This is a genomic window from Haladaptatus sp. ZSTT2, assembly GCF_037081775.1.
Taxonomy (GTDB): Archaea; Halobacteriota; Halobacteria; order Halobacteriales; family Halococcaceae; genus QDMS2.
In genome coordinates this window covers 2,313,680-2,335,907 of record NZ_JBAMHQ010000001.1, presented here as the reverse complement: position 1 = coordinate 2,335,907, position 22,228 = coordinate 2,313,680, and the positions used below count along the sequence as shown (strand labels likewise).

At 61.4% G+C, this 22,228-nt stretch carries 26 protein-coding genes; 10 read left to right on the top strand and 16 right to left on the bottom strand.

Going from position 1 to position 22,228, the window contains the following annotated elements; genetic code table 11:
- Positions 1-14: 14 nt before the first annotated feature.
- Entirely contained in the window at positions 15-827 is an 813-nt protein-coding gene (locus V5N13_RS12710; RefSeq protein ID WP_336361064.1) for an amidohydrolase family protein, read from the top strand.
- On the opposite strand, the gene V5N13_RS12705 is transcribed toward V5N13_RS12710, so the two are convergent.
- Together V5N13_RS12705 and V5N13_RS12700 are read right to left on the bottom strand one after the other, a co-directional pair.
- On the bottom strand, positions 824-1,726 hold the full coding sequence (locus V5N13_RS12705; RefSeq protein ID WP_332898290.1) for a glycosyltransferase family 2 protein: 903 nt from the start codon (positions 1,724-1,726) through the stop codon (positions 824-826). The two genes, V5N13_RS12710 and V5N13_RS12705, sit on opposite strands and share 4 nt — an antisense overlap.
- 58 nt (positions 1,727-1,784) lie before the next feature.
- Complete coding sequence (locus V5N13_RS12700) at positions 1,785-2,489, bottom strand: class I SAM-dependent methyltransferase (RefSeq protein ID WP_332898289.1); 705 nt, start codon at positions 2,487-2,489, stop codon at positions 1,785-1,787.
- Between the two features lie 107 nt (positions 2,490-2,596).
- On the opposite strand from V5N13_RS12700, the gene V5N13_RS12695 reads away from it, so the two are divergent.
- From V5N13_RS12695 to V5N13_RS12680, 4 genes are all read left to right on the top strand, one after another.
- Positions 2,597-2,761, top strand: coding sequence for a hypothetical protein (locus V5N13_RS12695; protein ID WP_336361063.1), 165 nt, complete (start codon positions 2,597-2,599; stop codon positions 2,759-2,761).
- A 133-nt stretch (positions 2,762-2,894) separates the two neighbouring features.
- The gene (locus V5N13_RS12690) at positions 2,895-3,176 is read left to right on the top strand and encodes a MarR family transcriptional regulator (protein WP_336361062.1); all 282 of its coding nucleotides are present in this window, start codon (positions 2,895-2,897) and stop codon (positions 3,174-3,176) included.
- 37 nt (positions 3,177-3,213) lie between these two features.
- Positions 3,214-3,996: an MBL fold metallo-hydrolase gene (locus V5N13_RS12685; protein ID WP_336361061.1), complete on the top strand. Its 783-nt coding sequence runs from the start codon at positions 3,214-3,216 to the stop codon at positions 3,994-3,996.
- Positions 3,997-4,032: 36 nt separating this feature from the next.
- Positions 4,033-4,677: a YkgJ family cysteine cluster protein gene (locus V5N13_RS12680; protein WP_336361060.1), complete on the top strand. Its 645-nt coding sequence runs from the start codon at positions 4,033-4,035 to the stop codon at positions 4,675-4,677.
- Between the two features lie 24 nt (positions 4,678-4,701).
- Here V5N13_RS12680 and V5N13_RS12675 read toward each other — a convergent pair whose 3' ends face one another.
- The gene (locus V5N13_RS12675) at positions 4,702-5,886 is read right to left on the bottom strand and encodes an MFS transporter (protein WP_336361059.1); all 1,185 of its coding nucleotides are present in this window, start codon (positions 5,884-5,886) and stop codon (positions 4,702-4,704) included.
- A 243-nt stretch (positions 5,887-6,129) separates the two neighbouring features.
- On the opposite strand from V5N13_RS12675, the gene V5N13_RS12670 reads away from it, so the two are divergent.
- Complete coding sequence (locus V5N13_RS12670) at positions 6,130-6,510, top strand: hypothetical protein (protein WP_336361058.1); 381 nt, start codon at positions 6,130-6,132, stop codon at positions 6,508-6,510.
- Positions 6,511-6,686: 176 nt separating this feature from the next.
- On the opposite strand, the gene V5N13_RS12665 is transcribed toward V5N13_RS12670, so the two are convergent.
- A complete protein-coding gene (locus tag V5N13_RS12665; protein ID WP_332898282.1) occupies positions 6,687-7,112 on the bottom strand; it encodes a TRAM domain-containing protein in 426 nt (141 codons plus the stop codon).
- A 233-nt stretch (positions 7,113-7,345) separates the two neighbouring features.
- Between V5N13_RS12665 and V5N13_RS12660 the strand changes: the two genes are divergently transcribed.
- The gene (locus V5N13_RS12660; RefSeq protein ID WP_332898281.1) at positions 7,346-7,582 is read left to right on the top strand and encodes a DUF7123 family protein; all 237 of its coding nucleotides are present in this window, start codon (positions 7,346-7,348) and stop codon (positions 7,580-7,582) included.
- Here the strand turns inward: V5N13_RS12660 and V5N13_RS12655 are convergent.
- The 12 genes from V5N13_RS12655 to V5N13_RS12600 all read right to left on the bottom strand — a co-directional run bounded on the left by V5N13_RS12655 (position 7,579) and on the right by V5N13_RS12600 (position 20,249).
- Positions 7,579-8,193: a winged helix-turn-helix transcriptional regulator gene (locus tag V5N13_RS12655; RefSeq protein WP_332898280.1), complete on the bottom strand. Its 615-nt coding sequence runs from the start codon at positions 8,191-8,193 to the stop codon at positions 7,579-7,581. The genes V5N13_RS12660 and V5N13_RS12655 overlap by 4 nt on opposite strands.
- A 51-nt stretch (positions 8,194-8,244) precedes the next feature.
- Entirely contained in the window at positions 8,245-9,459 is a 1,215-nt protein-coding gene (locus V5N13_RS12650; RefSeq protein ID WP_336361057.1) for an SPFH domain-containing protein, read from the bottom strand.
- Positions 9,460-9,573: 114 nt separating this feature from the next.
- Positions 9,574-10,137 (bottom strand): NfeD family protein, encoded by a 564-nt coding sequence (locus V5N13_RS12645; RefSeq protein ID WP_336361056.1) that lies wholly within the window; start codon positions 10,135-10,137, stop codon positions 9,574-9,576.
- 37 nt (positions 10,138-10,174) lie between these two features.
- The gene (locus tag V5N13_RS12640; protein ID WP_336361055.1) at positions 10,175-10,342 is read right to left on the bottom strand and encodes a DUF7312 domain-containing protein; all 168 of its coding nucleotides are present in this window, start codon (positions 10,340-10,342) and stop codon (positions 10,175-10,177) included.
- Between the two features lie 23 nt (positions 10,343-10,365).
- Positions 10,366-12,120 carry a pyruvate kinase gene (gene pyk, locus V5N13_RS12635; protein WP_336361054.1) on the bottom strand — a complete coding sequence of 585 codons (1,755 nt, stop codon included), beginning with the start codon at positions 12,118-12,120 and terminating at the stop codon, positions 10,366-10,368.
- Positions 12,121-12,238: 118 nt separating this feature from the next.
- Entirely contained in the window at positions 12,239-12,364 is a 126-nt protein-coding gene (locus V5N13_RS12630; RefSeq protein ID WP_336361053.1) for a hypothetical protein, read from the bottom strand.
- Between the two features lie 50 nt (positions 12,365-12,414).
- Entirely contained in the window at positions 12,415-14,475 is a 2,061-nt protein-coding gene (metG, locus tag V5N13_RS12625) for a methionine--tRNA ligase (RefSeq protein WP_336361052.1), read from the bottom strand.
- 262 nt (positions 14,476-14,737) lie between these two features.
- Positions 14,738-15,427 carry a LiaF transmembrane domain-containing protein gene (locus V5N13_RS12620; protein ID WP_336361051.1) on the bottom strand — a complete coding sequence of 230 codons (690 nt, stop codon included), beginning with the start codon at positions 15,425-15,427 and terminating at the stop codon, positions 14,738-14,740.
- Between the two features lie 43 nt (positions 15,428-15,470).
- The gene (locus V5N13_RS12615) at positions 15,471-16,037 is read right to left on the bottom strand and encodes a YqaA family protein (RefSeq protein ID WP_442905076.1); all 567 of its coding nucleotides are present in this window, start codon (positions 16,035-16,037) and stop codon (positions 15,471-15,473) included.
- A 104-nt stretch (positions 16,038-16,141) separates the two neighbouring features.
- Entirely contained in the window at positions 16,142-16,894 is a 753-nt protein-coding gene (locus V5N13_RS12610) for a DUF7537 family lipoprotein (RefSeq protein ID WP_336361050.1), read from the bottom strand.
- A 43-nt stretch (positions 16,895-16,937) separates the two neighbouring features.
- The gene (gene ppsA, locus V5N13_RS12605) at positions 16,938-19,211 is read right to left on the bottom strand and encodes a pyruvate, water dikinase (RefSeq protein WP_336361049.1); all 2,274 of its coding nucleotides are present in this window, start codon (positions 19,209-19,211) and stop codon (positions 16,938-16,940) included.
- Positions 19,212-19,349: 138 nt separating this feature from the next.
- Complete coding sequence (locus tag V5N13_RS12600) at positions 19,350-20,249, bottom strand: PhzF family phenazine biosynthesis protein (protein WP_336361048.1); 900 nt, start codon at positions 20,247-20,249, stop codon at positions 19,350-19,352.
- Between the two features lie 109 nt (positions 20,250-20,358).
- Between V5N13_RS12600 and V5N13_RS12595 the strand changes: the two genes are divergently transcribed.
- From V5N13_RS12595 to mtnP, 3 genes are all read left to right on the top strand, one after another.
- Positions 20,359-20,523, top strand: coding sequence for a hypothetical protein (locus tag V5N13_RS12595; protein WP_332898269.1), 165 nt, complete (start codon positions 20,359-20,361; stop codon positions 20,521-20,523).
- Positions 20,524-20,617: 94 nt separating this feature from the next.
- The gene (locus V5N13_RS12590) at positions 20,618-21,313 is read left to right on the top strand and encodes a phosphoribosyltransferase (protein ID WP_336361047.1); all 696 of its coding nucleotides are present in this window, start codon (positions 20,618-20,620) and stop codon (positions 21,311-21,313) included.
- Positions 21,314-21,349: 36 nt separating this feature from the next.
- Positions 21,350-22,210: an S-methyl-5'-thioadenosine phosphorylase gene (mtnP, locus tag V5N13_RS12585; protein ID WP_442905075.1), complete on the top strand. Its 861-nt coding sequence runs from the start codon at positions 21,350-21,352 to the stop codon at positions 22,208-22,210.
- Positions 22,211-22,228: the final 18 nt, after the last annotated feature.

Sequence of the window (22,228 nt, the reverse complement as noted above, 5' to 3'; positions counted from 1 at the left end):
CCATGCCTTGTGAAATGCTGGAGCTGGAACACGGATTCCGTGTTGTGGACGTACACACCCGTCTCAGCACGGCGGAAGAAGGTGTCTCAGAACGCGGCCGCGCCATCGGCCCGGAGAACTTAGAGCGCGAGATTCATCAAGCAGGTGTCGTGAAAGCCGTCGTCTATCCCGGCTCTGTGGAAGGGAACTACCTCCGGGCGAACAACGCCGTCGCCCGCATGAGCGTCGAACGCCCGTTTGTCGCGTTCGCTCGCATCAACGGCGCGCTCGATGCGGACGCGCGACTCGGTGCGCGGGTGCGCAATCTCACTGCCCGACGCAAACCCCACCACACCTCGCCCGAGGACGTCGAACGCTACGCCTACGACGACCGCTTCAGCGGCTTCATGCTCGACCCGAAGGCAGACGGCATCCCGGACACCGAAGTCGTCGAGCAACTCGCAGACGTGTCGCTTCCGCTGCTCGTGCGCGGGGGCGAGAGTTTCCCCCCGGCGGCCGTCGCAGAGGCGTTTCTCGACTGGGACGTGCCCGTGATTCTCGCACACTTCGGCGGCCATCCGCTCAACCGCGGCCTGATGGGCGAGGCCATCTCGCTGTTAGACGACTACGACTCGCTTTATCTCGACACGAGTTTCGTCCGGTATCGCGGCCAGCTCGAACGCGCCATCCGCGAACATCCAGACCGGGTGCTGTTTGGCAGCGGCGCGCCCGACACCCACCCAAACGTCTCGGTGATGGAGATTCTCACGCTCGACGTGCCGGAAGACGCCATGGCTCGCGTGTTCTCGAAAAATCCCTCGCGCGTCATCGACGCGCTCGCACCTTAACGCCAGGTGTACACTTCGACCGCACGGTCTGCGCGTGCGGAAATGCCGTTCGGGTTGCGTCGGGTGTGTTTGTCTTTTCGCCGCGCGAACACCGCGTCTGCGGTGCCCCGACCCATCCCTCTCAGCACGTCGCGGCCGTTGCCCACCCAACTCGAGGGCGTCGCCTCGCCGCGAGCGACGTCACGAAGCGTTCCCACGGCATCCGACGCGCCGTGGCTGAACATCCGACGGGCGACCGTCGGGCGGATGCCGTAGTTTTTCACGAGGCGATACGAGAGGGCACGATACTTCCACCCCCAGTCGCGCTCGTGGCGACCGCCGTCTGCTTCGAGGCCACTTCGAACGCACATTTTGCCCGCCCAGCCGACAGAAAAGCCGTTTGCTGCGAGGCGGTGCGAGAGGTCGCGGGCACCCCCTGTCTGGAGGTATTCGTCGAAGCCGTCTAACTCGGTGAGCACGTCGCGGTGGAACGCCGCGTTCGACCCGTTTATGTAGGTGACCTCGCGGCCCGCAATCGAGCGCGATTCGACGACTTCGGAGGCGAGACCCGTCCGCAGTTCGCGGTGGGTCGGGCCCGTGGCGGCATCTGCCGTTTCGAGACGCTCGATGACGGCTTCGTACCAGCCGGGTTCGATGGCGCGATTCGAGGAGAGAAAGGCAATCGCGTCGCCGGTCGCCCGCACGGCCCCGGCGTTGCGGGCGACGTTCAGGTTTCGGTCTGCGATTTCGACGAGCGTCGCGACGTCGTCGCGGTCACGAATCATGCCCGTCGTGCCGTCGGTCGATGGGCCGTTTACGACGACGCATTCGACGGCAGGAGCGTGTTCACGCAGCGAATCGAGGCTGCGAACGAGGCGCTCTCGGTCGTTGAGCGTTGGGATGACCACCGAGAGCTTCATAGTACTCGATAGCGCCACGGATAGGTAAAAATACCCGGTGTTCAGGGCCGCAAACCTGTTAATTTATCGTCGCTTTCCAGTAGGACACGGAAGCGAGATCACCGAGCGGGGTGTCGCCAAGCGAGGTGTCGAGACGGCGCGCCGTCGAGGCGATGCCGTTTGGAATGCTTCGGTAGAAGCCGTAGGGCAAGAGGAAGTCGTGTTCGACGTGTTCGAGCGAGAGGTCGGTCTCGCGAAACAGCGAGGAGACCTCGTCTTCGGTGTAGAGGCGCGAGCCCATCGGGAGCAGCCAGTTGTACACAGAACGCGCACTCGGCGCGTTGAACGTATCGAAAAAGACGATTTCCTTCGAGACACGGCGCATCTCAGAGAGGAACGAGGCAGGCGTATCTGCGAGGTGGAAAAACCGCATTGCAAACACGATGTCGAAGTGGTTGTCGGGGAACGGCAGACGGGCGGCGTCGCCGCGCATGAACTCGATGTGGTCTGCGACGCCCGCGGCCTGTGCCTTGTGGCGACCCTGTTGGAGCATCGCCGTCGAGATGTCGAGACCGATGATGTCAGCCCCGCGCTCTGCGAGCATCACGGTGAACCGACCGGTCCCGCAGGCGATTTCGAGGACGGCTTTGCCTTCGAGGTCGCCTATGGCATCGAGCAACGCCTGTTTTTCCCGGCGGTCGATGAGTCGGCCGCCTCGAGAGAACCGCTTTGTATCGTACTCTTCGGCCACCTCGTCCGCCTGGTACCACTCCTGCCCTTTCACGCTACCTTCACTACTCTGTTGGGGGGATAAAACGATACTGGAACAGTCTGACCAAAGCGGGTAAGAGCGGCATAATTATGCCCCTTGCTACCAAACTACATAGTACGATGCCGACGTGTACGCATTGCGGCAACGACTACGCGACCGAGCAACTCATCCGTCACGAACGCCCGCGCCTCGTGGTCATCCACTGTCCGGGCTGTAACGCACCGCTTGGTCGCTACCACCGCCACGGTGACAATCCACAAACAGACCACTTCCGACGCGCGTAGCGCCCGAACGTGACAACGAGAGTGACTGGTCAACCTTCTATGTTTAAAGGATGATTATATGCACTTATGCATCCCTATTATTTGGATGTGTATAGAGACAAGATTTACCACAGACCTTCGCTGAGCCAGTGGTATGAGCACGACCACCAAGGAACGTACTCGCACAGCCGAAGAATCACCACTCGCAGATCCTGACTTCCGCGAGCGACTGCGGGAGCTCCCCCCAAGCGCAAAGCTCGTCGCAAAAGTCCTCGAAGGCGAATCGCCGCTCTCACAGGGCCAACTCGCGGACGAATCGCTGCTCCCAGACCGCACGGTTCGCTACGCGCTCAACCGCCTCGAAGAAGTCGACCTCGTGAACTCGCGCTACTCGTTTCACGACGCGCGCAAGCAGGTCTACACGCTGAAAAACTGAACCCAGTCTTTTCGTCACCCACCCACGTTTTTGTGGTATGGAACCCGTCTGTAAACGCCCCGTGAGCGTCGCCACCTACGCACCGGAAGGGGCGACCAACGCCTACCTCGTCGGGACAAGCGGCGCGATTCTCGTAGACCCCGCCGCCCGGAGCGACGCCCTCGACCGCGAAGTCTCCCGACGAACGGTCGCACGCATCTTGGTGACCCACACCCATCCCGACCACGTTGGTGGCGTCGCCGATTACGCCGCAGAGACTGGGGCGACCGTGTGGGCGCGCCGAGGGCGCGAAGCCGCCTTCGAGGACGCGACCGGCGTCGCGCCCGACCGCACCTGCATCGAGGGCACGACGCTCACTGCAGGGAGTGGCGAGCAAGTCACCGTCCTCGACACACCGGGCCACGCGCGTGACCACGTCGCCCTCGAAAGCGAGTATGGCATCTTCTCGGGCGACCTCGCCGTCGCCGAAGGAAGCGTCGTCGTCGCCGCGGGCGAGGGCGACATTCGCGCCTACCTCACCTCCCTGCGCCGGCTCGCCGCCCGCAACCCCCCGCGGCTGTATCCGGGCCACGGTGAGGACATCGAGAACGTGCGTGAGACCTGTGCGCGCCTGATTCGCCACCGACTCGACCGCGAGCAACGCGTGCTCACCGCCGTCCGCGAGGGGGCGACCACGCTGGAGGCCATCACGGACGCGGCCTACGAAAAGGACATCTCTGCGGTGCGACCGCTCGCGGAGGGAACCGTCGCCGCCCACCTAGAGAAACTTGCCGTCGAGCACAAGGTGTACTGGGACGGCGCACGCGCCAATCCACGCTGACGACGCGTTTTTCAGCACTCGGGCGGTAGCAGGCGTATGCAAAGCCTCGAAGCCGAACTCGAAACGGCCCGCTCGCTCGCTGTTTCCGAGTTAGCCGACGCCATCGAGTCGATTGGCTTCGAGTGTACCCGGTGTGGCGCGTGCTGTAAAGCCGACGACGAAGACCCACACACGGCGACCATCTTCCCCGACGAAATCAGGGACATCCAGCAGACCCACGAGTACGACTGGCGCGACGTGGCCCGGCCGATGCCCTACGGCTTAGATGATGGAGCGGGCGAGACCTTCGAATGGGCCATCCAGACCACAGGCTGTGGCGACTGTTCGTTCTACGTCGAAGCAGACGGCGAGGGTGCGTGTTCGATTCACGACGACCGACCGCTCATCTGCCAGACCTACCCGTTCAGCGTGGCGCTTGGCGGCACCAGCCAGCCAATGGGCGAAGCCGTCGACCAAGCTGGGATGGTTCGCGCCCACGAGTGCGAAGGGTTGGGCCGCGATATTTCGCGCGACGAGGCGGAGGCGTTGGCAGCGGCGCTCAAAGAACGCGCGATTCGTGAGTTGGAGGAAGCCATCGGCGTCCGCGACAACTACACAGGTACCACTCCCGACGACGGCGACATCGTGGTACACGATTCGGAAGGGGCAAAGCAAGTGGACGGAACACCGGTCGACCGCTGAGGGGTGGGCTGTTGGATTCGGCTGTCAGTGACCGGATGTTGTTTTTGGAAGGCGGGCCAAGGCGGCAATCCCGCACACAGCGACCAAGCCGCCAATGGCGAAGGTCATCGTCCACGAGACGACGTCGATGAGCCAGCCAGCGGCGACCGGCGCGACGAGCGACCCCGCGATAGAGATGGTCATCAACACCGAAAGGCTCGTCCCGCCGGATTCGCTCGGGGACAGTTCCTCTACGTAGACGTAGAACACGCCCGTCCCGAGCTGCGAACCAATGCCAGCGAGCACCAGCGCAACCACAAAGCCGACTACAGATGTGGTGAACACGGCGACGATGAGCGCCGGAAGCACGAGTAAGAACGCGGCGGTAATCACCGGTCGCCGTCGGCCACCGATGCGGTCTGAGAGCCACCCGCCGCCCGGCCGGGCGACCAGTCCCATCGCGGGAACCAGCGCGGCAAGTGCGCCCGCGGTGGCGATATCGACCCCGATCACTTCGGTCGCATACGTGGGCATCCACGAGTTCAAGAACACGAACAGAGAGTACGCACAGAAACTGCTGACCGCGATGGCCAACACCCGGCGATTCCCCAGCGCGGCCACGAATTTCGACACCGAGAGGACAGACGAGTTCCGAACCGGCTCATCGAGCGCCCAGACGAACAACGGCAAGCCACAGAGCGTCACGACAGCGTACACGGCCACGACGCCACGCCAGCCGAGAAGTGGTTCGAGCGTCGGCCCAGCGGCCTGCGCGAGCGTGACTCCGGCGGGGGCGCTCGCCACGAACAGGCTCGTCCCGAGGGCCCGATGTGACTGTGGAAACGACTGGCTGACGATGTTGGCGTTCGCCGTCCAGAGAAAGACGGCCGTGATGCCGCCAACGAACCGCGTTGCGAGAAACGTCGGGTACGTCGGGGCGAACAGGCTTGCCACAGAGACGACGAGAAAGAGGAACACCCCGGCCCACACGAGTTTCCGATTGTCGTAGCGGTCCATCAGGAAGCCGCTCGGAATCTGAAACAGCCCCCACGCAAGGAAGACGGCGCTGATTGAAAGTCCGGCAGTCGGTTTGTCGATGCCGAACGCCGCGACGAACGACGGCATGATGCTCGCGGGAGCAAAGAGGTAGGCGTTGAACCCGATTGAGACGATAAAACAGCCCACAAGCGCCAGCCATGGGCGCTTAGAGGATGCTCCCGCTGTAGTCATAGTGGAACCAGTTTCGGCGGCGGTAAAGCCTCGGGGGTTGCGGCACCTTTGCCGTTTTCCCACACGGTTCCGTCATCACGACGCCACCCCAGAAAAGTTGAATAGTGGGCTGCTGGCTGCAAACGACACGCCGACCGTGCTTCTGGCTAGAAGGATGGACACTCACTATTAATAGGTCAAATCGGTAGGTCGTCTGAATCTAACGAAGCGTTCGCGCACCCAACCCTCCCTTGGGAAGCGCAAATGCACACGAAAATAGAGTCGATTCCCACCGAAATTGCGAACGACGAGATGGTTCTCCGCGAGATGCACCTCGGCAACATGAACGTAGGCTACGAAACGTTTAGCGCCCACGTCGAGACCGATGAGATGTTCAAAGACCTGCCAGACGGCCGCTGTCAGTCGTCCCACTGGGGATTTTTGATTGAAGGACAGATGACCCTCCGATTCGAAGATGAGGAGGAGGTTGTCGAGGCTGGCGAGGTGTACTACATCAAGCCCGGACACAACGTGACCATCGAAGCTGGGACGAAACTCGTCGAGTTCAGCCCACTGGACGAGTCCTACGAGGATACTCTCGAAGCCGCCAGTGAGGGCGTAAAGAAGATGGAAGCCTCAGACTGACCGAGAACTTCCATTAGCAGCTTGTTTTTCGTAGAACGAAGCGAATTGTGGAGCGTCGCGGTGTGGCGCGCTCGCTCCACGTTTTAGCACCCGAGAGCGAGGTATCGCTCTCGGCCTTTTTCATGGAAGTTTTTGCAAGAGGGGGTCGCTGCGCGGCCCTCCACAGCAAAAAGTTCCTAGAGGACGTCGTCGTCGATGATTTCGCCCACGGCGAAGTTCGACTTGACTTCCGACACTTCGATTTTGACGCGTTCACCGACTTCAGCGCCCGGAACGATGATGACGTAGCCGCGCTCGACGCGAGCGATGCCGTCACCTTGCTTGCCGATATCTTCGATTTCGACGTAGCGGATTTCACCGATTTCGACGGGTGGCTGGGGCTCAGATGAGACCGTAGACCCGGACGATGGTGCTGGTTCGCTAGCGTCGCTGCTCTGCGATTCTTCCGCCTCTTGGCGGGAGATGAGTGCAACTCGATAGGTTTCGCCGGCTTCGATAGAACCAGTTTCAATTTCACGACGTGGAATCTCGACGACGTACGTGTCGTCGGTGACCGTCACGTCCGCGCTGAACAGACACAAGAGCTTATCAGAAATCTCCAAGGGTAAACCTCCGTCGTGAGGTAATGAAGGCAACTGATAAAGAAGTACCGCCGCTCGCCGGCTAACACGTACACACTGTGGAGTCTCACTCGGGCGTGGACGTTAACCGGCTGTACCAACGGGGCCAACAGGGGAGGTCACAGAGTGGGTATTCGACTCAAGAACCGCAAGACTGCGGCGTGTTAACTGGCCGTACCAAACTGGCTAAAGTACCCTCGCGCATAGAATGGAGTATGAGCACGAGCGCGGCAGCAGTCAATCTCTCCGATAAACAACGGCGCATCCTCCAGTACCTGCGCGAACGCGGCGAGACGAAGACCTACTTCAAATCGCGGCTCATCGGCAAAGATCTCGGACTGTCGGCAAAAGAGGTCGGGACGAACATGACGGCCATCGAAAATGGCGAATTCGACATTCACGTCGAAAAGTGGGGCTACTCCTCATCGACGACGTGGAAGGTCACCGTCTAAGGGTCGTAGCGAATCAGCGAGGCGGCGTCTGCGGCGAACGCTGCGGCGTCTTCGTCAAAGGAGTTTGCGTAGCGGACGAGCAGCGTGAGCAGAGTTTCTGGTTTCAAGACCGCGTAGCCATCGGCCCGCGAAAGGAGGCCCGCGCGTTCGAGTTCGGCAGCGTACTTGCTCACCGTTGGTCGCGACACGTCCAGATTTTCTGCGAGCACACTCGCCGTGATTTCGGGGTCGCGCAGGAGTGCAATCAGCATCCCGCGTGGGGTTTCACGCCGGAGGTAGCCAAGCGCGATTTGCTCGAACTCGGTAAACTGCCCCGCGGCGAAAAAACGCTTGTAATCGCCGTCGCGCCGACTTTCGACGGCACCGGCCTCGATGAGGCGACGCAGGTGGTGTTGGGTTTCGCCAGTCCCGAGTTTCAGGTCGTCACGAATCTTCGAAAAGTGTGCGCCGGGGGTGGCCGCGAGGTAGCCAGCGATGGCCTCACGAGCGTCACTCTCGCCCGTGTCTCGGCCGGAATCGACGAGGCGGGCGAGCGGGCTTGCCGCACCCAGTGCAGCGAACCGTTTGAGGGTCGCCCGCTTGCTTTCGTCGACGTTCTGGCCACCAGACATATGCGGTGAAATTAGGCGCTCTGCGATAAAACGCCTTCGCTTGGCTGAAATTTACTCGCGTTCTGCTTCAGGTTCAGCTTCAGGTTCGGCTTCAGGCTCTGTTTCGTTGGCTTCGTCTGCTTTGAGTTTCGACTTGTCTACATCGAGGTCGTCGCTGAGTTTCGAGTCCATCTCTTCGATGGCATCGTCGATGCTCTGCATGTCAGCAGAGCCCGCTTTGACGGCTTGGGCGGCTTCCTCCATGGCTTCGATATCGACTTCGGCCTCTTGGTCGATTTCACCCAGGATTTTCTCGATGTCGTCAAGCCCGAGCATCTCGCGGGTTTCGTCGTCGAATTCGAGACTCGTCAGCTGGTCTGCGTTCATCTGGACGTCGCTGCCAGTGAGGTGCTTGCCGTAGCGCGAGAACAGCGAGGTGAGTTCCTGTGGCAGGACAAACGTCGTCGATTCGCTCTGGCCAATGGCTTCGAGCGTCTCTAAGCCTTTGTCGATGACGGCGCGCTCGCCCATCGATTCGGCGGCTTTCGCGCGCAGGACGGTCGAGATAGCGTCACCCTGTGCTTCTAAGATTTGACTCTGTTTTGCCCCTTGGGCGCGGATGATGTTCGACTGCTTGTCACCCTCTGCGCGCTCGATGGCGCTGCGGCGCTCACCTTGGGCTTCGAGAATCATGGCACGACGGCGACGCTCGGCGGAGGTCTGTTGCTCCATCGCCTGCTGGACGTCGGCGCTCGGGTTGACCTCGCGCACCTCGACCGATTCGACGCGAATCCCCCACTCGTCGGTGGGTTCGTCGAGTTCGCGGCGGATGCGCGCGTTGATTTCTTGGCGTTTGTTCAGCGTCTCGTCCAGTTCCATGTCACCGAGGACGGCGCGCAGCGTGGTCTGGGCGAGGTTAGAAACCGCAGTTTTGTAGTCTTCGACTTCGAGGAACGCCTTCTTCGCGTCCATCACCTTGATGTAGACGACGGCGTCGGCGGTCACCGGCGAGTTGTCGCGCGTGATGGCCTCTTGGCGCGGCACGTCGAGCGTCTGGGTACGCATGTCGAAGCCGTAGGTTCGGGAGACAAACGGCGGAACAAAGGAGATACCGGGTTCGAGCAGGCGGCGGTACTCACCGAACACCGTCAGCGCGCGTTTTTCGTACGCGTTGACGATTTCGACCATCTGGTAAACGATGATGATGGCGAGCAACAGCGCCACGACCGCTCCAATCGAGAACACGAAGTTCGGCCCCAGCGTTTGCAAGGGAATTACAGGGAGCATATGTGAATCTCTAGAAGGGTAGGCTGAAAAGGGTTCCTCCGAAACTGGCCACCGACTGGCGTATTATCGGCGTGTGGGTACGTTTGTGCGAGAAACAGCAGTCGCCACAGGTATTTAGATGGCGTCCGACTCAGACTCCCGCTCTACGCGTTCTGCTTCGCTGCGTCCACGGGCGAGTTCGCGGTCGATGTCGTCTTCTGCGAGTTCGAGTGATTCGACGGTGATGACGTTGCCCCCGCCGGGGTCTACGACCACGACTTCGGTTCCTTCGGGAATCGTTCCGTGTACCGAGCGGGCGGCGTAGTAGGGGTTGAACCCGCCAGCGTCGAGTTTCACCTCGCCTGCGGTCTGGGTGACCTCTTCGGTGACGCGGCCGGTTTGGCCCTTGAGCGAGGCAGAGTCACTTGTCTGTCCCGACCCCTTTCCGCCGTAGATATCGAGGTTGCGGTACGCCCAGAGGGCAGCCCCACCAACGCCGAGGACGAGCCCAGCGAGGACGAAGGGCATGAGCGCCGGACCGATAAACGAGGCGAGAAAGAGACCGATGAGACCGGAGACGAGCAGGGCGACGCCGAGGACGATGAAGTGTGCACCCGGTGCCAGTGCTTCTGCAACGACGAGAATGGTGCCCGCGATAACGAGCAACAGCGATAGCGACTGGTCGAGAAGCTCTACCATACCCCACTTTGGTCCGGGGTGTGGATTAACGTTTGGCCTACAGGAGGAGCCGCGAGAGGGCAAAAATGGCGAGCAACGCTCCGAGGACGACGAACGCGATGTGCTCTGGCTTCGGCGAGCCAGGGGTGAGCCCCGAGTCTGCCTCCGCCTCGGCGTCGGGGTCTTCTAGGTCTTCGAGTTCGTATTTCCAGTCGCCATCAGACATGCGTTACTCTAGTTGCTCCCGCCTCAAAAGGGCTCCCGTCGCGGGCCGCGCAACACGTTACCTTCGTAGACGACACCGCGTTCAGCGTCGAGGGTTACCGTCGTGCCCGCAGGTACCGACAGCTCCGCGTCGCTCACCATCGGTACGTCGAGTTCGCGGGCGACGAGCGCCGGGTACCCCGTCATGCCGGGCTGGCGGGCCACGATGCCCGCAATCACCGAGAGGTCGCCGTCGAACTCGTCGTCGAAGTTCTCATCGAGGACGAGAATCGAACCGGGTTTTACATCCGAGAGGTCGCCGTCTGAGAGCGTCACCGCGGGGCCAACTGCCCGGCCCATGTGCACGCTGCGGCCGGTCGAGATCGGTTCGGCCGCGACGTGCACCTTGAGCATATTCGTCGAACGCCCTTCAAGTTCGCTCATCATCCCAGACACCACGACGACGGTGTCCCCGCTTTGGGCGACGCCCGCGTCGAGGGCGGCCTGTGCGGCGCGGTCAATGATGGTCCCCACGCCTTCGCTCGCGCCCAAATCGACGTACTGCGGGTTGACACCCGCAGAGAGCGTCAACTGGCGACGCACCACGTCGTTCGGCGTGGCGGCGACAATGGGCACTTCCGGGCGGAACTTTGCGGTTTTGAGCGCCGTGTACCCGGATTCGGAGGCGACGACCACCGCGCTCGCACCAACGTCGCGGGCGAGGTAGCGCGCGGAGCGAGAAAGTGCCTCGGCGCGCGATTCACCGGCTTTCGGGATGCGCTGTTCGCGGCCTTCGACGTAGTCGTCGCTCGATTCTGCCTCGCGGATGATGCGATTCATCGTTTCGACCACGCGCACGGGGTGGTCGCCAACCGCCGTCTCAGCGGAGAGCATCACGGCGTCGGTGCCGTCTAAGACGGCGTTCGCCACGTCTGAGGCCTCGGCGCGGGTGGGACGCCGAGAGTGAATCATCGAATCGAGCATTTCGGTCGCGGTGATGACCGGCACGCCCGCGTCCCGACAGGCGCGGATGATGCGCTTTTGGATGATTGGCACGTCCTCCATCGGGCATTCGACGCCCAAGTCGCCACGGGCGACCATGATGCCGTAGGCGGCTTCGACGATTTCATCCAAATTCTCGACCGCATCCGCGCGCTCGATTTTGGCGATGACAGGAATGGCCGCGCCGCGCTGTTCGAGGGCTTCGCGGACGGCGTAGATGTCGTCTGCGCTCCCGACGAAACTCGCGGCGACGAAGTCCACGCCAGCTTCGACCGCTAAATCGAGTTCGCGGCGGTCGTCCTCGGTGAGCACGTCTAAGCCCAAATCTACGCCGGGGATGTTCACACCCTTACGGCCTTTGAGTTCGCCGCCGCTCTCGACGCGGGCGGTGACGGCGTCCTCGGAGATGGCTTCGACCACGGTTTCGATGCGGCCGTCGTCTAAGAGGACGCGGTCGCCTTCGGAGACACCGTCGATGCTCACCGAGAGGCCGACGCGCTCTGGGGTGGCGTCGTCGCCTTCGTAGAACTCGATGGTCGAACCAGTTTCGAGGACAATGGAGTCGTCTAAGGGTGCAGTTCGGACTTCCGGCCCGGCGAGGTCGAGGAGGACAGAAAGCGGCTCAGTGGTCGCGTCGTCCACCTGCTGGACGGTTTTGACGAGGTCTTTTCGCGCTTCGGTGGAGCCGTGGCTCGTGTTGAGTCGGGCGACAGACATCCCCGCGTCCGCAAGGTCGCGGATGACGCCGGACCCAGAAGAAGCAGGGCCGAGCGTACAGACGATTTTGGCGTTTCGCATTACTCGAAACGAAGGGACAGCACGGGAAAAAGGCTGTGAGAGGTCGTCACCACAGCCGGGTGTAGGCGTGGTGGATGAGGCCAATCGGGAGGAGGATGGTCCCAAGGGCGAAGCCGAGTTACGTGAGACGCGGCGACGCGGTCGATTCGACCTGCATGCTTATCGAAATAGAGACGGACACAATCGAAAAGAATCCGGCGACGATAATCAGTCGGGGGAACGCAATCGCCTGGCGGAGTGACATACGTGAATTCGTCACCCTACCAACAAATAGGTTGCTCGACCAGCCGGTGCTTACGCGACCTTCGTGCCCGGTTCTGCGTCACCGAGCGTCGTCAGCAGGTCGGCTTGGTCGCCCGCGGCGAGCAACATGCCGTTCGACTCGACGCCGAACAGTTCTGCCTTCTCAAGGTTTGCGACGATGATGACCTTCTCACCGACGAGGTCGTCTACGTCGTGCAGTTGCTTGATGCCCGCGACGATTTGGCGGGTTTCAATCCCAATATCCACTTCGAGGCGGACGAGTTTGTCGGAGCCTTCGATTGGCTCTGCGAGGTCGATTTCCCCGACACGGAGGTCGAGCGCGAGGAAGTCGTCGAAGCTGATACGGTCGTCTGCGAGGGGTTCGAGTTCTGGCATGTCGGAATCGTCGTCTTCGTCTGCGTCGTCTTCAGCCGCCGCGGCGGCGATGGCCTGTTCTAATTTCTCGTTCAGTTTTTCGACCTGCTCGTCCGGAATTTTCTCGAACAGTTCGCTCGGCGCGTCGAAATCGGGCTGTGGTTCATCGAGGGCGGCCTCGATGCCCACGTCGTGGACCGAGCCGTCTTCACCGAGTTGGCTCCAGAGATTATCCGCCTTCTCGGGCAGCGCGGGGGCGAGGATGACGGCGAGCGCCTTCGAAAGCTGCACGCAGTCGTAGATGACCTGTGCGGCCTTTTCTGGGTCGTCGTCAGTGAGCTTCCACGGCTCGTTGCGCTGGATGTACTCGTTGCCGAACTGGGCGAGGCGCACACCGGCGGTCGTCGCCTGCCGGATGGAGTAGTCGTTCAGGCCGTCGCCGAACTCGGAGATGGCTTGTTGGATGCGCTCGCGCACCTCATCAGAGAGTTCTGCGTCGGGCGTCCCCTCGTAGTTGCGGTGGGCAAACAGCAGCGAGCGGTAGAGGAAGTTGCCGACCGTCCCGACGAGTTCGGAATTGACGCGCTCTTGGAAGCGCTCCCACGAGAAGTTGATGTCCTGTTGGAAGCGACTGCCGGTGGCGATGTAGAATCGCAGGAGGTCCGGGTGGAAGCCTTCGTCTAAGTACTCGTCAGCCCAGACCGCACGGCCTCGCGAGGTCGAGAAGCCTTTGCCGTCTAAGTTCACAAACCCACTCGCCATGACGGCGCGCGGTTCGTTGTAGCCCGCGCCGTGGAGCATTGCGGGCCAGAAGATGGTGTGGTGTTGGATGATGTCGCGGCCGATGACGTGGACGATTTCGCCGCTCTCTTTCCACGTCTCCTCCCAGTCGTACACGTCCGCGCCGACGCGTTCGCTGTACTGTTTCGTCGAAGCGATGTACTCGATTGGTGCGTCAACCCACACGTAGAGGACGAGGTCTTCTGCACCTTCGCCGGGGTAGTCAATACCCCAGTCCATATCACGGGTGATACACCAGTCTTGGAGTTCGCCTTCAATCCACTCGCGTGGCTGGTTGCGGGCGTTGTCCGTGCCCTCTAAACGGTCGATGAACTCCTGAAGATAGCCCTGCAGTTCGTTCAAGTTGAAGAACTTGTGTGGCCGCGAGCGGTACTCTGCGGGGTTCCCGGTGATGATACTGGTCGGGTTCTCAATTTCGCCGGGTTCTAAGTGGCGACCACACCCCTCGTCGCACTCGTCACCGCGTGCGGTTTCCCCACAGTAGGGACACCTCCCGGTGACGTAGCGGTCGGGGAGCGGTTGGTCTTCTTCGGGGTCCCACGCGACCATAATCTCCTTCTCGTAGATGTAGCCCTCTTCGTCCAGTTTGCGGACGATTTCCTGGGTGAGTTCCGTGTTGGTCTCGTCGTGGGTGTGGCCGTAGTTGTCGAAGGCGATGTTGAACTTCGGGAACGTCGCCTCGTACTTCTCGTGGAAGCGCAGTGCGAACTCCTCGGGCGTGACGCCTTCTTTCCACGCATTCACGGCGACGGGCGTCCCGTGCATGTCGGAGCCGGAGACGAACGCCGTCTGCTGGCCGAGTTTGCGCAGGCCGCGCGAATAGATGTCGCCGCCCACGTAGGTTCGCAGGTGGCCGATGTGCAGGTCGCCGTTTGCGTAGGGCAACCCGCACGTCACCACCGCGGGATTGTCCGTCGGAAACGAATCGTGACTCATACTCTGTGCTCACTCTCGTGGCGGTGTAAAACCCGCCGATTTCGGTCGTGTGTCATTAGTTCATTAGCCGCTGGTCGCGCTTCGGTACAGAACTTGAAAACCGGGTTTCCACCACGCAGCCACCGTATGAAGGCGATTTGCGCGACTTCCTCCCGACGACGGCTCCAAACGGAGCGCGGGCTACATACGCATCGAAAACTGGGACGGAGCCGTCTGCGTCACAGAAACCCGTAGTCCGCAATCGGATAAAAAGGTTCGCGCCTCAGTCGGTGATTTCGACGCCACCAAACGCCGCAAAGCCCGTGATGACGAGGTCTGGTGCCTCACGGTCTTCATCCATCGGGTGGCGCAGGCGCGAGTCTTCGACGCCGCCGAGGATGGGCAACACTTCCAAGCGAACGTCCCACTCCGGGGGTACTCTGAACTCTGCGGCACCGAACATGGCGATGACGTTGAGCGTCGCAGGCGGGGCAATCGTCGCGTCGCGGAGGTCGATGTCCGCGCCGCCGAAAATCGCCATCACCTCGCCACCAGTGAACGCTTTCGAGGCGAGACGGCGCTCTACGCCGCCAAAGGCGACAATCGTATCGAGACGGTCTACGAGTTCGGCAGGCACATCGCGGCGGCGCGCCCGGTTGAGGATGATTGCTGCGCCGACGAGGACGATTCCGAGGGGCCACCACTGGGCGACGAACGCATCGGAAAGCACGTCGAGGACGAGCAGTTGGATGGTTCCGGCGACGACGATGAGGAACACCGGCCCGACGAGATTGCGCCCCCTGCTGCGGACGATGGCCCACACGCCGAGGAGGACGAACAACGACGGGACGAACTCCCAGAGCCGGCCGGTGTCGTACAAACCCGTTGTCTGGATGAGCAACAGCAGCCCAATTATGATGATAACCCCACCGGTGAGCAGTTGGCCAGAGAACCTGCGACGACTAGCTGCCATAGTAGTGAAATTCGCCGCCTCAGAGCCTAAGCGTATGGTTTTGTTAGAACACTGATGAGAACGCCCCGAGGACGCCGAGGGTGAACAACAATCGCCCGACGCTCCCCGCAAACGTGGCCGCGGCGAACTTCACGTAGTCCTCTTCTAAAACGGTGAATGCGTAAATCGAGAGGGTGTCCGGGAAGCCGGGCACGGACAGCGCGAGGGCAAGGCCGACGAACCCGAAGCGTTTGGCGAGCGCGACGATGCGCCGCTCAGACCACGCGACGATGTCGATACCGGAGCGTTCAAGCGCACGAACGATTGGCCCGGCTTGCTTCGCCTGATGACCGATGTGGAAGGCGAACACGCTCCCTGCGGCTTTCCCAAGCCCGCTGACTAAGATAATGAGTCCGAGTTCGACCGAGTGAGGCAGACCAAGTTCAAGTGGCGCGCCGAGGACGACTTCGCTCGGTAGCGGGAGGACAATCGCAATGAGAAACGAGTACAGCGCGATGATAAAGAGGCCGAGCGGTCCCGTCGCAGTCTGAACGGCCTGTTCTAATGCATGGAAGAAGCCATCGACGGAGAGGGAAAGTTCGATGACAGACACCAGTGCAACGGGTGACACACTCGTTGGTCAGAACCCAGCGAACCTAAGTCTTGAGGGAACGGCACGAGAAATCGTGGTACACCCTACCACATATACAGGAGTCAAATTTACGACATACTAGCCTATTCGCCTCCGGAGACCCACGACGGCTTTTCGACTGGAGCGCCGTTCTGGATGAGTTGATACTCGACGGTCATCGTCTCTTTCGACCCGTTCAGCATGTACTCCATCGTGATGGACATGGCGTGGACGCGGCCGTCTTCGGTGACGATGATGGTCCCCTCGAAGTTGGACACGTCTGATGCGCCCTGCACGAGGTTCGTCACATTGTCCGGTGCGGTGTCCGTGGTGACCGTCGTGTACGTGTGCCCGTCTTCTTCCTTCGTGCTCTCGACGGTGTAGCTGTCGTCGACGAAGGTGTCGATGAACGACGCGCTTGCGAGACTCGCAGGCGGTTGTGGGTTGCCGCGCTGATACTGGGTGTTACCGCCGCTCTGGACGCGGACGAACTGGGCACTCTCGTTTGCCCACACGTCGAACTGCGCCGTAGACGCCCCGGCGGTTTCGGTCACGCGATACTGATACGGCGAGTAACCTTCAGCGACGAGCACCTGTTGGTGGCGCGAGAACTCGACAGACTGCTCCTCGCGGATGATGGTGCCGTTGATGACGATATCGGTTTCGTAGCTCTGGGCTCCTAAGGCGTCTACGTGCGCCGCTAACAGCGCCGTTTCGTTGGTGATTCCCTCCGCGGTCACGCCGGGTGCGGTTGTCGCATCGCCCGCACCGGGCGCGTCACTCCCCGCAAACGGGAGTGAACACCCCGCGAGCGCGACGAGCGCGACGAGCGCGAGCGTTGTCGCTGTCCGTTGCATGCGCTCAGGTCTGTGGCGGGGTGTGAAAAAAGACTCCGTTCGCTTACCGGACCGAATCGAGCAGGAGTTGCTGTTCGACGCGCTTTACCTCGTGTTGCACGTCGCGGACGGCGTCGATGTTCGCGCTGATGGAACTGACACCCTTGTTGACGAGGAAGCGAACCATCTGTGGCTTCGAACCGGCCTGCCCGCAGATGCTCGTCTTCACGCCGTAGTCGCGGCACGTCTCGATGGTCTGGCCGATAAGCTTGAGAACCGCCGGGTGGAGTTCGTCGAAGCGGTCTGCGACGCGCTCGTTGTTGCGGTCAACTGCGAGCGTGTACTGGGTGAGGTCGTTCGTCCCGAAGGAGGCGAACTTGATGCCCGCTTGGGCGAGTTCCTCGATGCACAGCGCGCTCGCTGGCGTCTCAATCATGACGCCCCACGTGCGCTTGCGTGGGTCGATACCTGCACCCTCCATCAGGTTCTTCGCCTTCACCACGTCCTCTGCGTCGTTGACGAGCGGGAACATGATTTCGACGTTGTCGTAGCCCATCTCGTAGAGCTGACGGAAGGCGGTGAGTTCGTGTTCGAAAACCTCAGGTCGGTCTAAGCTGCGGCGGATGCCACGATACCCGAGCATCGGGTTGTGTTCGTTCGGCTCGTCTTCGCCGCCCTGCAACTGACGGAACTCGTCGGTCGGGGCGTCTAAAGTGCGGACGCGAACCGGACGCGGGTAGAACTCGTCTGCGACCCCGCGGACGCCCTCGACGATTTCCTGGACGTAGGCGTCCTCGCCGTGGTCTTCGATGTAGCGCGCTGGCGTCTTGCCCGTCGAGAGAATCATGTGTTCGAGCCGAAGCAGACCAACCCCGTCTGCACCCGTCGCGGCGGCGCGTGGGGCGGCTTCGGGGATGGAGACATTGACCTTCACTTCGGTCGCCGTCATCGGCTTGACCGGCGTCTTCGGTCGGGCTTCCTCGATTGGGTCGCGCTCCTGTGCCTTGTCCGCTGCACCGCCCTCGCGGATGGTGCCCTTGTCGCCGTCGATGGTGACGACTTGGTCGTCAGAGAGTTCGCGCGAGGCGCTTCCCGTTCCGACGACGGCAGGGACACCGAGTTCGCGCGAAACGATGGCGGCGTGACTCGTCATGCCGCCTTCGTCCGTGATGATACCCGCCGCGCGCTTCATCGCAGGCACCATGTCGGGCGTCGTCATCTCGGCGACGATGATGTCGCCTTCGCCGACCTTGTCGAGCTGGTCGAGCTTGCGGACGATGCGCACCTTGCCACTGGCGATTCCGGGGCTGGCCCCGAGCCCGTTCAAGATGACGCTGTCTTTGTGTTTCTGTGTGGCCGTCCCGTTGCCGTCGGTGCTGGCTTTCGCGGCCTCCTTCGAGATGGTCGTGATGGGGCGTGATTGCAGCATGAACGCTTCGCCGTCAACGATGGCCCATTCGACGTCTTGTGGCGTGTCGTAGTGGGCTTCGACGATTTCACCGAGTTCGACGAGGCGCTCGATTTCGCTCTCGGTTAAGACGCGCTTCGTTCGGAGGTCGTCTTCGACTTCCGTTTCGATGGTGTGGCCCGTCTCTGGGTCTTTGATGCACTTGATTTTCTTGTCCGCGATGGTGACTTCCTCGACCTCGCCGGATTTGCGGTCTACGACGTAGTTGTCAGGAGAGACAGACCCGGAGACGACCGCTTCGCCAAGCCCCCACGCGGCTTCGATGATGACGCGCGGGTCGCCAGTCGAAGGGTGGCTCGTAAAGAGGACGCCACTTTTCTCAGAATCGACCATCTGCTGGACGACGACCGCGATGTTCACCACATCGTGTTCGAAGCCCTGCTGTTGCCGGTAGTAAATCGCCCGCTGGGTAAACAGCGAGGCCCAGCACTCGCGAACCTTATCGAGGAGTTCGTCTTCCCGGATGTTGAGGAAAGTCTCCTGTTGGCCCGCGAAACTCGCATCAGGCAGGTCTTCTGCGGTCGCAGACGAGCGCACCGCAACGAACGAATCCCCCTCTCCAAGATTCCGGTATGCGTCGAGGATCTCCTCGCGGAGGTCGTCGGGCATCTCGGTCTTGAGAATGAGGTCGCTCGCGTGCTGTGCGGCTTCCGCGAGTGCTTTCGAATCATCGGCATCGACGTCAACTGCTTCGAACAGCTCCTCGTCGATGCCGGTTTCTTCGATAAATGTTCGGTACGTACCCGCCGTTACGACGAATCCCGGGGGTACGGGAAGCCCCGCATTCGTAAGCTCACCAAGGGACGCGCCCTTGCCACCCACGGATTCGAGGTCATCAGCCCTGATTTCGTCCAGCCAGAGTACAGGCATTATCTTCATCCATATGCTGACTAAGTGCGATAAAGAAGGTTCCGGCTCTTATGGATGAGATAACGTAGCATGAACTGCGGGTTTGAGCAAAGTTCGCAGACGGAATCCGCCTCCTCAGTTGCGATAAACTGACAGGATTCAGGCTTCGAGAATCTCGTCTTCGTCGAGCGTGGGAACCACGACCGACCCGTCGAATGACGTCACGGCGCGCCCGCCAACCTGAATCTTGTCACCGACGCGCACGCGCACCGTACCCGGCCGCGAGACGAAGTGCCCCTGCTCGAACAGCATCTCGTCGGGCATCGTGTCGAACGCACCAAAGTGTCGCAGATACGCGCCCGTCGCGCCACTCGCGGTGCCCGTCACGGGGTCTTCTGGAATGCCTGCGCGCGGCGCGAACATTCGGCCGTGGAGCGTCGCCTGCGCAGAGAGTACGTCGAACGTGAAGGCGTAGATGCCGGTCACGTCCACTTCCTCGCTGAGTTGCTCAACCGCCGCCATGTCCGGGTCTGCCTGTCCGAGCTGTTCTAAGAAGGTGACAGGGACAATGAGAAACGGCAAGCCGGTCGTCGCCCGCGCGAGTGGCAGTTCGTCTTCGATGTCTGTGAGCGCCGCCGGGTCGATACCGAGGGCGTCTGCCACCTCGGCGGGGTCTACGTCCACTTCACGAATCGCAGGTTGGCCTTGGGTCATCCAGACAGTGCTGTCTTCCTCAACAGTAATGTCGAGGACGCCGACGTTCGTTTCGAGCGTATGGTCGCCCACGTCGAGGTCGCCGTTTTCAGCGAGAGCAGCGTGCATCGCAATCGTGGCGTGGCCACAGAGGTCGATTTCCTGTTTCGGCGTGAAATAACGCACCCGTCGGTCTGCGCTCCCCGTCGAGAGGACGAACGCCGTCTCGCTTTGGTTGAACTCGCGGGCGATAGCCTGCATCTGGCCGTCAGAAAGACCGTCTGCGTCGGGGACGACCCCGGCTGCGTTACCCGTGAGCGGTTCGTCGGTAAAGGCGTCCACCTGTAGCGCGCGGCGTGTCTCCATAGCTCACCCGTTGGCGGCCCCGCCTATCAAGTCTCCGACGGGGACAGTCCAAAAAAACGGCCATTTTCTTTATTGTATTTCAGCACGCAATTTTGTCGAGGACAGCCGTATGAGCCTCACAGACAAGATAAAAGGCCTCGTCCCGGGAGGCGAGGAGAAAACCTACTCGTATCGGTGTCTCGAATGCGACACCGAGTTCGAATCGCCCGAACAACACATGGCGAAGGTCGAATGCCCGAACTGCCACGCTCGTGGTGGCCGATCTATCGTCTGAGTCCCCGTTTTTTCGCGCTGGCACGCACCCCGCTGAGCGCTTTCATACCACTTAATTGTCCGCGCCACCTCCGACGTGGTGGTGAACATCTAGTATGGGCGACCTGCCGGACGAATTCAAGTGCACCATCACGAATTGGGAATACATCTATGGCCTCTGTAGAGAGGTCAGCAACGAGGTCAAAGCCGCGAACTTCGAGCCGGACGTGGTCGTCGCACTCGCCCGCGGTGGCTGGTTCGCCGGGCGCTGTATCTGTGACTTCCTCGGGCTTGACGACCTCACGAGCCTCAAGATGGAACACTACGTCGGCACCGCCCAGAAATCGGGCAGCCCCGAAGTGCGCTATCCCATGCCGGAAGGCTCCGTCGAAGGCAAAGACGTGCTCATCATCGACGACATCGCGGACACGGGCGGCTCCATCAAGCGCGCAGACGAGTACGTCCGCGACCGCAACCCCGGCGAGGTCCGCACCGCAACCCTCCAACTGCTCGGGACGAGCGAGTTCGAGCCGGATTTCGTTGGCGAAAAACTCGAAGAGTGGGCGTGGGTCGTCTACCCGTGGAACTTCATAGAGGACATGATTGACCTCACGAGCGGTGTGATGGAGAAAGCCGGACAGGACAGCTATACCCAAGAGGACATCCGCCACTTCCTCAAACACTACCACGAAGTAGACCGCATCGAGATGGAAATCGCCCAGCCAAATCGCCTGAACGAAGTCCTCGGTGAGATGAACCGCCGCGGCGTCATCGCATCGGTCGGGCAGGGCGAGTGGACGCTCACAGAGTAGCGTCTCGGAATTCTTAGGTGGCGGGGTCGAGAAGTTTTGTCTATGATTGGCTTTATCGGCGGCAGTGGAATCTACGAAGCCCTCCCGCTCGAAAACACCCGCGAGGAGGTTGTCGAGACGCCGTATGGCGAACCAAGCGCACCCGTCACCATCGGGGAGTTCGGCGACACCGGCCGCGAAGTTGCCTTCCTCCCGCGCCACGGCTCGAAACACGGTCGCTCACCGACGCATCTGCCCTACCGCGCGAACATCTATGCGTTCAAAAAACTCGGCGTGAAGTACATCCTCGCGAGCAACGCGGTCGGCAGCCTGAAATCGAGCCTGCACCCGGGCACGCTCGTCGTCCCGAACCAGATTTTCGACCGGACGAAACACCGGAAATCCACCTTCTTCGGCGACGGCATCGTCGTCCACCAGCCCATCACCGAACCGTACAGCCCCGAACTCGTGAGCCACCTCTCTGCGGCAGCGAAAGAAGTCACGAACGCCAACGTCCAAGAGGGCGGCACCTACGTCTGCATCGAAGGCCCACAGTACTCGACGCGCGCAGAATCCGAGTTCTACCGCGCACAGGGCTGGGATGTGGTTGGGATGACCTCGATTCCAGAAGCCAAACTCGCCCGCGAAGCCGAAATCGCCTACGCCACCGTCGCCGGCGTCACCGACTACGACGTGTGGAAAAAAGACCACGAAGTCACGCTCGCCGAAGTCTTAGAGAACGCAGCAAAGAATCAAGAAGCCATCAAGCGCACGGTCGAGGAAGCCATCCGCACGCTCCCCGAGGACTTCGAATGTGGCGCGCACACGGCGCTCGAAGGCACGATAAACACGCCAGCGGAGGCGATTCCAGCAGCAACTCGCGAGCGCGTCGAACTGCTCGTCGGCGACTACCTGTAAAGCCGTCGCTCACGGCGT